14 protein-coding genes are annotated in these 12,404 nt (G+C 61.8%); 2 read left to right on the top strand and 12 right to left on the bottom strand.

Annotated elements, in window-relative coordinates; all coding sequences use genetic code 11:
• Positions 1-44 precede the first annotated feature (44 nt).
• From OCV80_RS05905 to OCV80_RS05880, 6 genes are all read right to left on the bottom strand, one after another.
• The gene (locus OCV80_RS05905) at positions 45-209 is read right to left on the bottom strand and encodes a FeoB-associated Cys-rich membrane protein (RefSeq protein ID WP_021749370.1); all 165 of its coding nucleotides are present in this window, start codon (positions 207-209) and stop codon (positions 45-47) included.
• 15 nt (positions 210-224) lie between these two features.
• Positions 225-2,408 carry a ferrous iron transport protein B gene (gene feoB / locus OCV80_RS05900; RefSeq protein WP_267288277.1) on the bottom strand — a complete coding sequence of 728 codons (2,184 nt, stop codon included), beginning with the start codon at positions 2,406-2,408 and terminating at the stop codon, positions 225-227.
• Positions 2,409-2,726: 318 nt separating this feature from the next.
• A complete protein-coding gene (locus tag OCV80_RS05895; protein ID WP_021749373.1) occupies positions 2,727-2,948 on the bottom strand; it encodes a FeoA family protein in 222 nt (73 codons plus the stop codon).
• A gap of 21 nt (positions 2,949-2,969) precedes the next feature.
• A complete protein-coding gene (locus OCV80_RS05890; RefSeq protein WP_025543494.1) occupies positions 2,970-3,182 on the bottom strand; it encodes a FeoA family protein in 213 nt (70 codons plus the stop codon).
• Between the two features lie 242 nt (positions 3,183-3,424).
• On the bottom strand, positions 3,425-3,856 hold the full coding sequence (locus OCV80_RS05885; protein WP_119310673.1) for a flavodoxin: 432 nt from the start codon (positions 3,854-3,856) through the stop codon (positions 3,425-3,427).
• 32 nt (positions 3,857-3,888) lie between these two features.
• Positions 3,889-4,455 (bottom strand): DUF3793 family protein, encoded by a 567-nt coding sequence (locus OCV80_RS05880; RefSeq protein ID WP_021749377.1) that lies wholly within the window; start codon positions 4,453-4,455, stop codon positions 3,889-3,891.
• A 258-nt stretch (positions 4,456-4,713) separates the two neighbouring features.
• Between OCV80_RS05880 and OCV80_RS05875 the strand changes: the two genes are divergently transcribed.
• Complete coding sequence (locus tag OCV80_RS05875; RefSeq protein ID WP_025543495.1) at positions 4,714-5,181, top strand: metallophosphoesterase family protein; 468 nt, start codon at positions 4,714-4,716, stop codon at positions 5,179-5,181.
• Positions 5,182-5,253: 72 nt separating this feature from the next.
• Entirely contained in the window at positions 5,254-5,658 is a 405-nt protein-coding gene (locus tag OCV80_RS05870; protein WP_021749380.1) for a hypothetical protein, read from the top strand.
• A gap of 43 nt (positions 5,659-5,701) precedes the next feature.
• On the opposite strand, the gene nifU is transcribed toward OCV80_RS05870, so the two are convergent.
• The 6 genes from nifU to iolD form a co-directional block, all read right to left on the bottom strand.
• Positions 5,702-6,139 carry a Fe-S cluster assembly scaffold protein NifU gene (nifU, locus tag OCV80_RS05865; protein WP_025543496.1) on the bottom strand — a complete coding sequence of 146 codons (438 nt, stop codon included), beginning with the start codon at positions 6,137-6,139 and terminating at the stop codon, positions 5,702-5,704.
• 15 nt (positions 6,140-6,154) lie between these two features.
• Positions 6,155-7,342 carry a cysteine desulfurase family protein gene (locus OCV80_RS05860; RefSeq protein ID WP_119310672.1) on the bottom strand — a complete coding sequence of 396 codons (1,188 nt, stop codon included), beginning with the start codon at positions 7,340-7,342 and terminating at the stop codon, positions 6,155-6,157.
• Positions 7,343-7,468: 126 nt separating this feature from the next.
• Positions 7,469-8,002, bottom strand: a complete 534-nt coding sequence (locus OCV80_RS05855; protein WP_394802910.1) for a M15 family metallopeptidase — start codon at positions 8,000-8,002, stop codon at positions 7,469-7,471.
• A gap of 568 nt (positions 8,003-8,570) precedes the next feature.
• Positions 8,571-9,608, bottom strand: a complete 1,038-nt coding sequence (locus OCV80_RS05850; protein WP_021748895.1) for a Gfo/Idh/MocA family protein — start codon at positions 9,606-9,608, stop codon at positions 8,571-8,573.
• A gap of 428 nt (positions 9,609-10,036) precedes the next feature.
• Positions 10,037-10,249 carry a PF20097 family protein gene (locus OCV80_RS16545; RefSeq protein ID WP_353733894.1) on the bottom strand — a complete coding sequence of 71 codons (213 nt, stop codon included), beginning with the start codon at positions 10,247-10,249 and terminating at the stop codon, positions 10,037-10,039.
• Between the two features lie 224 nt (positions 10,250-10,473).
• Positions 10,474-12,402, bottom strand: coding sequence for a 3D-(3,5/4)-trihydroxycyclohexane-1,2-dione acylhydrolase (decyclizing) (iolD, locus tag OCV80_RS05845; RefSeq protein WP_119310671.1), 1,929 nt, complete (start codon positions 12,400-12,402; stop codon positions 10,474-10,476).
• Positions 12,403-12,404: the final 2 nt, after the last annotated feature.

The raw sequence follows: 12,404 nt of genomic DNA, 5'->3' as shown, positions 1-12,404 counted from the left end.
AATGGAACGCCTCCTTCCGCCCGGTGGGGCCGGGCTTCCGCTCGTCAGGAATGACGGGTATTTCCGCAGTGGCATCCGCCGCAGGCCCCGCAGTCGCCGCCGCAGGAGCAGCCGCCCTTTCCGTGACGCCGGTTGTAGATGCCCTTGCCTACGATGGCCGCAAAGACCACCAGGACGATGAGGGCCGCGATGATAGTGGGTGCGTTCATTGGCTGCTTCCTTTCTTATTTCAGGGCGGCGCGGCGTCCGGCGGCATCCACCGAGCGGATGGTCAGCCGCTCGTCCTCGTACTTGTTCTTACGGAACAGCAGGTACACAATGCCCACAACCAGGACCACGGCCACCACAGTGCCGATGCCGAAGGAGACCTCGCCGGTGATGAGGCCGCCGATCTGATAGACAATCAGGGAGACCACATAGGCGAACACGCACATATAGCCGATGGCAAAGGCGGTCCACTTGGCGTTGTTCATCTCCCGCTTGATGGCGCCCATGGCCGCGAAACAGGGGGCGCACAGCAGGTTGAAGATCATAAAGGAGTAGGCGGAAATGGCGGTGTAGTCCTGTGCCACCAGAGCCCAAATCTCGTCGCCGTTCTCACTGAGCTCCCCAGCGAAGTTGTACAGCACGCCGAAGGTGGCCACTACGTTCTCCTTGGCGATCAGGCCCGTGACCACGGCCACAGTGGCCCGCCAGTTGCCGAAGCCCAGGGGCACGAAAATGAAGGCCACGGCACTGCCGATAGCGGCCAAGACGGAGTTATTCATGTCCTCCACCAGGCCGAAGGCGCCGTTCTCCCAACCGAAGCCCTGGAGGAACCACAGGATGATAGAGGAGGCCAGGATCACCGTGCCGGCCCGCTTGATGAAGGACCAGCCCCGCTCCCAGGTGGCCCGCAGTACGTTGCCCACGGAGGGGATGTGGTAAGCAGGCAGCTCCATGACGAAGGGCGCCGGGTCGCCGGCGAACATCTTGGTCTTTTTCAGGATGATACCGGAGATGACGATGGCCGCCACACCGATGAAGTAAGCGGATGCGGCCACCAGGCCGGAGCCACCGAACAGGGCGCCGGCGATCAGGCCGATGATGGGCATCTTAGCGCCGCAGGGGATGAAGCAGGTGGTCATGACCGTCATGCGGCGGTCCCGCTCGTTCTCAATGGTCCGAGAGGCCATGACGCCGGGGACACCGCAGCCGGTGCCCACCAGCATGGGGATGAAGCTCTTGCCGGAGAGGCCGAACTTCCGGAAGATCCGGTCCATGATGAAGGCGATTCGCGCCATGTAGCCGATGTCCTCCAGAATGGCCAGCATCAGGAACAGTACCAGCATCTGGGGCACGAAGCCCAGCACCGCGCCGACACCGGCCAGGGCGCCGTCGCAGATCAGGCCCACGACCACTTCGTTGACGCCCCAGCCCTCCAGGGCGGCACGGGGGATCTCCACCAGCCAGGCAGTGCCCAGCACATCGTTGGTCCAGTCCGTCAGGAAGGTGCCGAAGGGACCCATGGCGATCCAATACACCGCGAACATCACCACGGCGAAGATGGGCAGGGCCAGGATCCGGTTGGTGACGATCTGGTCGATCTTGTCGGAGGTGGAGAGGCGATGTTTCTCGCCCTTCTTCTTGACGGCCTTCGTCACCAGATCGTTGATGTACGCATACCGCTGGTTGGTGATGATGCTCTCCGCGTCGTCATCCAGCTCCTTCTCGCAGTCCACGATGTGGTCCTCCAGGTGGGCCCGGAGGTCTGTGCTCAGGTTCAGGTCCGCCAGGACCTTCTCATCCCGCTCAAAGACCTTCACCGCGTACCAGCGGAGATATCGGTCGTCCACCATACCCTGGATGGACTCCTCGATGTGGGCGATGGCGTGCTCCACGCTGCCCGTGAACACGTGGGGCAGTTCAGCGGCGCGCTTCTGCTGGGCCATCTTGGCAGCCAGCTCCGCAGCCTCCATGCCGCCCTCGCCCTTCAGGGCGCTGATCTCCACCACCTGGCAGCCCAGGGCGTCACTCAGCTTCCTGGCGTCGATCTGGTCGCCGTTTCTGCGGACCAGGTCCATCATGTTCACCGCCACTACCACGGGCAGGCCCAGTTCGATCAGCTGGGTGGTCAGGTACAGGTTCCGCTCGATATTGGTGCCGTCCACGATGTTCAAAATGGCGTCGGGCTTCTCCTTCACCAGATAGTTCCGGGCCACCACTTCCTCCAGTGTATAGGGGGACAGGGAGTAAATGCCGGGCAGGTCCTGGATGACGATATCCTTGCGTCCCTTCAGCCGGCCCTCCTTCTTTTCCACTGTGACGCCGGGCCAGTTGCCCACGTACTGGTTGGAGCCGGTCAAGTCGTTGAACAGCGTAGTCTTGCCGCAGTTCGGATTGCCGGCCAGTGCGATCTTCATGTCCATCGTTCTCTCCTTCCAAAGTGTTAGTTTAGGCTAACTTTCATCCTGAAAAACAGCGGCAACAGCCGCCATTGATATTTCCACCGTCCCCGCATCATCCGGGAAAGGGGGGCCAGGGGAAACCTCCGGCTTCCCCGGTTCTTTCGCCAGTGGCGAAAGAACAAAATGAAATCATTTTCGGCAGGGCGTGTACCTGCCGAAAATCCCCCGACCCGTGCGTCCCTGGGGCGCACACACCAGTGACCAACGTCACTGGTGTGGGGGAATAGTGGAGGCAGACCGCAGGTCTGCCGGAGCGTAAAGGGGGACGCAGTCCCCTCTTTAAGAGACCTCGATCTTCTCCGCGTCGGCCTTCCGCACACTGAGCTCATAGCCCCGCACATTCAGCTCCATCGGATCGCCCAGAGGCGCAACCTTGCGGACGTGGATCTCCACACCCTTGGTAATGCCCATATCCATGATCCGGCGCTTGGTAGCGCCCTCTCCGTGGAGTTTGACCACTGTGGCGGTCTCCCCCACCTTGACATCTTTCAGGCTCTTCATATTCTTCCTCCTACTCTGCTCTCAAATCATGATCCGGTTCGCCATGGTCTTGTCCAATGCCACCCGGCTGTCCTTCACCTGCAGGATCAGATTGCCGGCCAGCTGGCTGACCACCGTGACATCACTGTTCACCACGAATCCCAGCTCCGCCAGATGCTGCCGGACCTCATCCCTGCCGGTGATCTTGCGGATCGTAACAGTCTCTCCCGGCCGGGCCATTGTCAGAGGCATCATAAAACCTCCCTCCTCTGCAAGACACTTCTTCCACTTGGATCTGTTCTGTGGTTAGCTTTTGCTAACCTTCTTTCGGTTTTGTAGTTTACCATGGCTAACCATGGCTGTCAAGCCCTTTTTCGGAAAAATTTGAAAGCCGTGAAAAAGGAGTCGGCCCCCGCGCGGCAGGCACACCGCGCGAGGGCCATGTTGAGGGGAAAAAAGGAGATAAGTATCAAAGAAAGATCTTTGATGAGCAAATGTTACCAGGCCGCCAGCTTGCGGCCCAACTCCCGGCAGGCCTCTCGGGCCTCTTCATTGGGAGAATCATTGGCGATCAGGCCCGCTTCGTCATACAGGTTGGCGCCCGCCGCCTCGCAGCGGCTGCACCACTCCCGCATCCATTGGCCGTCGCCCCAGCCGTAGGAGCCGAACAGGGCGATCTTCTTTCCGCCCAGAGAGTCCTCCAATCCGGCGAACATGGGTTCCACTTCGTCCTCCTCCAGCTGCTCGGCGCCCATGGCGGGGCAGCCGAAGGCCACGACACCAAATTCAGAAAACCGGGCGGCAGAGAACTCCCCAGGGGGCAGCATGGCGACCTCCGCACCGGACTCCCTGGCGCCGTCTGCGATGCAGTTGGCCATGGTCTCCGTGTTGCCGGTACCGCTCCAGTATACGATGGCTAATTTGTTCATAGCATTGCTTCCTTTCCAGCTTGTGTTGGAGCTCACGCTGCGATCAGCTGCGTGATGGCCGTGCCCTTCCGGAACTGCTCACAGCAGGCGGCAGTGCAGCGGCGGTATTGATCGAAACGCTTTTGTGCCGCCTCCGGGTCGCCGTAGGCCTTCCAGTATCCGCAGCAGGTGTAGTTCCTGCCCCGGTTCCGGATGAAGCCCACCACATCCTCCAGGGGGTAGCCCAGAAAGACGCCGATCTCATGGGGGAATTCCCGCTCCAGGCACAGCCGCCTGGAAAGCTGCCTCAGCAGCTCCTGACAGCTCTGATCCGCCCCATACCCCTGCCCCGCCAGAAAGGCGCGGGTGGATGGCTCCGAGAGGATCGACCGAAGCCATCCGGCCCGGTACAGGTAGATCAGACAAGCACCCGTCTGCGGACAGTATTTCAGGACCCGGATGGTGATGCCGTAAGGGGCCAGCTCTTTGGCCCAGCGGGCCGCGGCCTCCCGGGGCTGCCGCTTGTCAGCGCCCTGATACCGGAACAGGCTGGCCGGCTTCACACCCGCCAGCGTGGTGGCACATTGTTCCACCAGCACCGCTTCAAAGCTCCGTTCCATGACTGCCCTCCGTTCCTGCCGCCGAAGTTAGTTTTAGCAAACCCCGGCGTTGAAAGTATGGGCCGCTCCCGGCCCGCGCCGTTAGTTAGTTTTAACTAACCACAGGTAGAATATACCATAGCCGCTCTGCTCTGTCAAGCCCCTTTTTCAATTTTTCCGCATCCGGGAAAGCGCGCCGGGGATCCACGCAAAAAATTTGCAAAATCTGCCGCCGTCCTCTATACTGAACCAAAAGACCTCTCCGGAAAGGAAATGCCTATGAAAATTCTGGTACTCTCGGATTCCCATGGCGCCGTCAGTCCCATGGAGCAGGCCGTGGAGCAGACCTCCCCGGACCTGATTCTGCATCTGGGGGACTGCTGGCGGGACGGGGAACGGCTCCACGACAGGTTTCCCTCCATCCCCCTGGAACAGGTTCCGGGCAACTGTGACTTCCGTCCCACAGAGCCGGCGGAACGGCTGCTGGAGCTGCGGGGCAAGCGTATTCTCCTGTGCCACGGCCACACCTACGGCGTGAAGCAGTCCCTGGTGACCGCGGGGTTTGCCGCGGAGGAACAACAGCTGGACCTCTTCCTCTTCGGCCACACCCACAGACCTCTGGTGGACCGGCGGGGCCGGACACTGTTCCTGAATCCCGGCAGCATCGGTGCCCCCACCCGCCCCTCCTATGGCGTAGTGACCATCCAGGACGGACAGTTGGACGGCCGGACATGGTGGCTCGCGTGAACACCCCTTGTCAAACCGGCGGTTTTCCTGTATAATGATCGTACTCAGTTGGACATGGGAGGAGAACCCTGCATGGATATCGCCTCAATCGCCCTCCATTTTCTGTGCGCGGCTGTCGCCGGTTTTCTTATCATGAGCATCTTCGGCGTTCAGGCCCTGGTGGCGCTTTGCTCCTCCATCTCCCTGGCCAGACGCCGGAAGCACCAGGTCCCGGCCTTTGATCTGGCGCTGGCACTCCGCCGGATCGCCTGGCGCACGGTGATCGGCTTTCTGGGCGTGGCCGTGATTTCCGCGCTGATGATCTGGCTCACCGCCGCCCCCGGCACCTTTGGATATCTCTTCGGTATGATTTTGTCCTTTCTGAAGAATCTGAATCGGATGACGCCCAACGACCGGAAGAATCAGCGCCGGTTTGAGAAGATGTTCGCGGACTGCTACCCGTACGAGGACGAGCTAGACGGGGACGATGATTTTTGATTGGGAGAAACAACGCCCCGGAGCATTGCTCCGAGGCGTTTTCTTAATGTCCGCAGGTATCGCAATGTCCTTCGCAAGCCCGCAGTTCCTCTCCGTAGGGGATGCTGTTCCGGTCGTAGTAATCCCGGATAGCAGCCCGCACCGCCTCTTCCGCAAGGACAGAGCAGTGGAGCTTATGGGCCGGAAGGCCGTCCAGAGCCTCCACCACTGCCCGGTTGGTGAGCTGCAGGGCCTCGGAAACAGGCTTGCCCTTGATCATCTCCGTAGCCATAGAGCTGGTGGCGATGGCACTGCCGCAGCCGAAGGTGTTGAACTTTACATCGGTAATCACTTGGGTCTCCGGGTCCACCTGGATATACATCCGCATGATATCCCCGCACTTGGCGTTGCCCACCTCGCCCACGCCGTCGGCGTCGGGCAGCTTCCCCACGTTCCGGGGATGCTGGAAGTGGTCCATCACTTTATCACTATATAAGGCCATAGTCATTGTCTCCTTTCAGATCAGATGCGGCCGCAGGCCGGTCTCCAGCTCGTCCCACACAGGGGACATGCCCCGCAGATAGGACACGATCCCCGGCAGGACCTCCAGGATATAGTCGATCTCCTCCGGCCGGTTCTCATGGCTCAGGCTCAGCCGGAGGGAGCCGTGAGCCACCTCGTGGGGCCGCCCCAGGGCCAGCAGCACATGGCTGGGGTCCAGGGAGCCGGAGGTACAGGCGCTGCCGGAGGAGGCGGCGATGCCCTTTTCATCCAGCAGCAACAGCAGGGACTCCCCTTCGATCCCCTCGAAGCACACGTTCACATTCCCCGGCAGCCGCCGGGCCGAATCGCCGTTCAGCGCGGTGTGGGGGATGGCGGTAAGGCCGGCGATCAGCCTGTCCCGCAGAGGCGTGAGGTAGGCGGCGTTCTGTTCTATGGTGGCACAGGCCTCGTCAAAGGCGGCCGCAGCGCCGCAGATGCCGGGGATGTCCTCCGTGCCGCCCCGCTTCCCCCGCTCCTGGGCACCGCCATGGATCAGCGTAGCCAGAGGAATACTGCGCCGGGCGTACAGCACTCCCACGCCCTTGGGCCCATGGAACTTATGGGCGGAGAGGGACAGCAGGTCCACCTGCATCGCCTCCACATCGATGGGCAGGTGGCCTGCCGCCTGGACCGCGTCCGTGTGAAACAGGACCCCCGCCTGGCGGCAGACGGCGCCGATCTCAGCAATGGGCTGGATGGTGCCGATCTCGTTGTTGGCAAACATGACGCTCACCAGACAAGTGTCCGGCCGGATGGCATCCCGGACCTGCTCCGCCGTCACCACGCCGTCCGGCGGAATGTCCAGCAGGGTTACTTCAAAGCCCTCCCGCTCCAGGGCCTGGAGGGTATGGAGCACGGCATGGTGCTCGAATTTCGTTGAGACGATATGACGTTTGCCCCGCTTCTCCCCCAAGGCCGCCGCGGTACGGAGGGCCTGGTTGTCCGCCTCGCTGCCGCCGGAGGTGAAGGTGATCTCCCGGGGATCCGCATGCAGGTTCCGTGCAAAGATCGCCCGGGCGGCCGCCAGCTTCTCCGCCGCCCGCTGTCCCGGCGTATGAAGGCTGGAAGGATTGCCGTAGATCTCCTGAAAGCAGGGCGTCATGGCCGCCAGCGCCGTGTCGCTCACCCGAGTGGTGGCCGCGTTGTCCGCGTAAATCTTCATCTGGTTCACTCCTTTTCCCAGTTAATTACTATGGTATAGTTATCTCACAAAAAATCCTATTTGTCAAGTAGGAATTCAGGGAAAATATACACGGCGGGTTTCCCCGCCGTGTATGTGGATGCAGTTTCAGATGGCCGCCGCCCCCTGCGGCGCGGTCTCCATAGAGCCGGATGCCGGGGCCGCCTGCCGGATTGTCTGCGCAGGCGCCAGCTCCGCCTCCGGCCCCTCCTGGCTCAGATACTCCTCCAGGCAGACGCCGGTGCGGTAGATGTCCGCTGCCGCCGCCTTGCCCACGTAACGGTAGTGCCAGGGCTCGTACCCGATGCCTGTGATGTCGCTCTTCTCCGAAGGATAACGGAGGATGAAGCCGTACTTCCAGCTGTTCTCCATCAGCCACTTCTGCTCCGCCGTGTCCTCCTGTTCCTCGTCCAGGATCTGATAGCCGGCGGCTACAATGTCCAGAGCCAGGCCGGTCTGGTGCTCGCTGGTGCCGGGCTTGGCCACCCACCGGGCGGCCTCCGCCTCCACCCGGTCCTCCGGCACACCGGAGGCCCGGACCCGCGCCACCTTGTTCCGGTACAGCCGGGTCTGGGTGGCCTCTGTCCGGTAAGCGGAGCAGACGATGGGGTTCAGGCCCGCCTCCCGGCAGTCGGAGAGCATGTCATCCAGATCATCATAGATCCGTTCGTCCACCTGGAGTCCATTGGATAACGTGGCCAGCTTGATCTCATATCCCTCCGGCACCGTGTGCCAAGGGTTCACCAGCAGCAGCTGCCAGTCCTCCTGCCCCCTCTGGTCTGCCGGAGCAAGCTGGGCCGCCGGGACAGTCTGGGGGATGTACGGTATCTCAGCCTCCGCCGCCAGGGCGGTTGGGGCCAGCACCAGAACCGCCGTCAGCAGGGCGCCGCAGCGAGTCAGGATTTTCTTTCGTATGTTCATATCGTTCCTTTCCGGCCGCGGACGGCCGTCTGATCTTCTTTGTTCTGTTTTTATGGTACAGCCTTCCGACCGCGAAAACAAGGGAGATTTTGTGAACGATTGGAAACAAAAAGAAACAAGTCCTCCAACAGAGCAAAACGTGAGGGGTGGAAATCAGAGATACGAAGAGGCAGCTTCTATCCAAACAGCAGCGCTCTTCGTTCTCAACTCTCGACCCTTCACGCTTCCCAGGGGATCCCCGCAAAAAGGCCGCCCGGGAGGGCGGCCTTTTTGCGCTTGATTTTGCAGATTACTTGTACATTTCCGGCTTTTCCATGGTCTCCACCTTCAGGAACTGAGAGGTTCCGCGGGAGGCGTTCAGAGCGTCGCCAGCCACGCAGGCCACGTAGCCGTCCCAGGAGGAGGGGCCGGTGAGCTTGCCGGCATGGACGGACTCCACCCACTTGCAGAACTCAATGTCATAAGCCTCGATGAAGCGCTCCTTCCAGTCGGTCATGATGGGCATGGACTCGGCGGGCTTCACGCTGTCCCAGCCGGCGGGACGGGAGCGGCACACCACGGCGTAGGGATCGGGCAGCTTGACGGTGCCGTTCTCGCAGACCACCTCGCACTGGATGTCATAGCCGTAGCCGTCGGCCACCTGGACCTCCACATCGATGAAGCAGCCCTTCTTGGTGCGCATCAGCATCACCTGGGGGTTATCATAGCCCTTGTCGGAGTTGGAGGACTGGCGGACCTTCACGCACTGCACGTCCTCATACTCGTCATCCAGCAGCCAGCGGCAGATGTCCAGCTCGTGAATGGCGACGTTGGTGACACCGTTCTCGGTCTTGAAGCCCGGGCCCTGGGAGACGTTGCGGTGGCAGGCCTTGATGATGAGGGGCTTGCCCAGCTCGCCGGAGGCGATGATCCGCTTCATCTCAGCGTAGCCCCGATCATAGTGGCGCATGAAGCCCACCTGCACCAGCCGCTTGCCGATCTCCTGCTCCCGGCGGATGATCTCCTCGCAGTCCTTGGCGTTCTGGCTCAGGGGCTTCTCACAGAAGCACCACTTCTCCTCTGCCAGAGTCTTCATGACGTAGTCGTGATGGGTAGGATCGATGGAGGTGATGACCACGGCCTCCACCTCAGGGTCCTTGATCATGCCGTCGCAGTCGTTGCCATAGGACTTGATGCCGTACTTGGCGGCAGTCTCGTCGGCGGCAGCAGCCACATAGTCGCTGACGGCCACGACCGTGGCGCCGGGGACCGTCTCGATAATGCGGCGGCAGTGATCCTTGCCGATGGCGCCGCAGCCGATGATGCCGATTTTCAGAACCTTATCCATGATTGTGTACCTTCCTTTATTTGAAAATGAGGATATGCAGTTGTAAGGCCGCCCGTTTCAGCGGGGAAAGGCAGCTATGATGATGTCTGGCAGATGCGCCCCCCATTTTCTTTTTGAGACATCAAAAAGAAAATGCGCCGCGCCCGGTGGAAAAGAAAACATGTTCGGCGGGTCGGTCTGCGCAGGCGCAGACCTCCTGCCGCCGGCGGGGGATGGTTGACGGTCCCTTGCGGCAGTCAGGGACGGAAACGCGCTACCCTTGGGGAAACCACCAGCCCGGGGAAGTCAGGGATACATCCTGCGCCGCTTTTCGCTGCCGCTCTCCTGGCAGTTCGGGAAAGCCCGGAGATCTTCCTGTAGGGGCGGTTATCAACCGCCCGCCGCACCGTGGCCCGGACGGTCATAGACGTGCCGACCGGGGCGGCAGCTCAGTAATCAAGAATAATCTTCCGGCACTTGGTACAGCGGGAGGCTGGGATATAAGGTGGCGTAATAAGCGGGGTATCCTGCCTGCTCAAATGCTCTGCATCCTTAGACAAGTCCGGTGGTCCGGCTTTCCGAGGCTTTGGCAGCCAATAGATTCCATAGTTGCTTTGCAAAGCGCCGCTCCCCATTTCCGCGCCGCAAAAAGGACAATTCAAACGAATCTCCTCCTCTTTCGATACCCGCAGGAAAGGGACTTGGGGAAACCAAGTGTTTTCCCAGTTCTTTCGCCAGCGGCGAAAGAAGATCTTTCAATCATTTTCGGCAGGACATGCGCCTGCCGAAAATTCCCCGCCCCAGGCGCCTGGGGCGCCGTTCACCAGTGACCGATGTCACTGGTGGTAGGGGAGGTCGAGGGGGAGCAAGCTCCCCCTTGAGAGGATCAATACTTCCGGGCGTCCCTCACGTGGTCCAGGTGATCCTGATAGGCCGCCAGGTTCTCCGGCCGCTCGGACACCTCCGTGTCGCCCACGCGCCACCAGGAGCCGTAGCCGTCGGTCATGGTCTTGGGCAGCACCTTGATGTCGAACAGCACCGGGCGGTCCTTCACCTTCTTGGCGTCCTCGAAGGCCGCCGCCAGCTCCTCCATGGTGCGGATGGAGTAGCTCTTGCAGCCGTAGCCCTCCGCTACCTTGGCGTAATCGATGTTCAGGAAGTCACCGAACAGGCCGTCCTTGCTGCGGTACCGCAGCTCCGTGCAGAGCGTCACGTTGCCGTGGCCCACCTGCAGGTTGTTGATGCAGCCGAAGGAGGCGTTATCGAACAGGCAGATGTTGATCTTCTTGCGCTCCATAACAGCGGTGACCAGCTCGCCGTGGAGCATGTTGAAGCTGCCGTCACCGCACATGGCGTAGACTTCCCGCTTGTCGCCAATGGCCAGCTTCACGCCCAGGGCACCGGCGATCTCATAGCCCATGGTGGAGTAGCCGTACTCCATGTTATAGCAGTCGATGCCGGTGGGCCGCCACATCCGCTGCATGTCGCCGGGCAGGGAGCCGGCGGCGCCGATAGCCACGTCGCCCTCGCTCATCATGGCGTTGATGGCGCCCAGCACGGTGGTCTGGCACAGGCCTGCGTCCAGGTCCTTGGCGAACCGCTTGGCGGAGTCGGCGTTGGCGTCGTTGATGATGGGTTTCCAGCTCTTCTTGTCCTCAAAGGTGATATGATCCAGGCGCTCCAGCTCCTTGGCCCACTTCTCGCGGGCGGCGGACACCTCAGTGGTGTAGGGAGCCTTGTAGCCGTCCAGCTTCGCCAGCAGGCGGGGCAGGGCATCCTTGGCGTCGGCCACCACGGGCACGGCGTCCATCTTCAGGGCCTGGAACTCGGACACATTGATGTTGACGAACTTGCAGGTGTCCTTGAACAGCCACTTGGAGGCGGTGGTGAAGTCGGTGTAGCGGGTGCCCACGCCGATGACCACGTCCGCCTTCTTGGCAATATCGTTGGCGGCGGAGCAGCCGGTGACGCCCAGGCCGCCCAGGTTCAGGGGGTGGGTCCACTCGATGGCGCTCTTGCCGGCCTGGGTTTCGCCGAAGGGGATGCCGGTGGCCTCTGCGAAGGCCCGGAACTCCTCGTGGGCCTCAGAGTAACGGACGCCGCCACCGCAGACCAGAATGGGCCGCTTGGCCTTCTTGATGACCTCCGCCGCGTCGGCCAGAGCGGCCTCGGTGGCGGGACGGCGCTCCAGACGCCAGACGCGCTTCTTGAAGAAGCTCTCGGGATAGTCATAGGCCTCGCCCTCCACGTCCTGAGGCATGGCGATGCAGACGGCGCCGGTGTTGGCGGGGTCCGTCAGCACCCGGAAAGCGGAGATCATGGCGCTCATCAGCTGCTCCGGCCGGACGATGCGGTCCCAGTAGCGGCAGACGGCCTTGAAGGCGTCGTTGGTGGAGATGGAGAGGTTGTTGGTCTGCTCCACCTGCTGGAGCACGGGGTCCGGCTGGCGGCAGGCGTACACGTCGCCGGGCAGCACCAACAGGGGGATGTTATTGGCGGTGGCGGTGCCGCAGGCGGTGACCATGTTGGCCGCGCCGGGGCCCACGGAGGAGGTGGCCACGCAAATCTGCTTGCGCTTCATCTGCTTGGCGAAGGCCACGGCTGCCTGGGCCATGCCCTGCTCATTCTGGCCGTGCCAGATCTCCAGGTGCTTGGCCTCCTGGCTCAGGGCCTGGCCCAGGCCCACCACGTTGCCGTGGCCGGGGATGATGAATACACCGCGGACGAAGCGGCTCTGTTCGCCGTCCACTTCGATATACTGGTTCTCAAGGAAACGGACCAAAGCCTGCGCCATGGTCAAACGAACGGTTTTCATGG

Source organism: Oscillibacter acetigenes (assembly GCF_025567605.1).
GTDB classification, from domain to species: Bacteria; Bacillota; Clostridia; order Oscillospirales; family Oscillospiraceae; genus Oscillibacter; species Oscillibacter welbionis.
The sequence above is the reverse complement of the archived record's forward strand: the minus strand, read 5'-3'. Positions and strand labels throughout refer to the sequence as shown.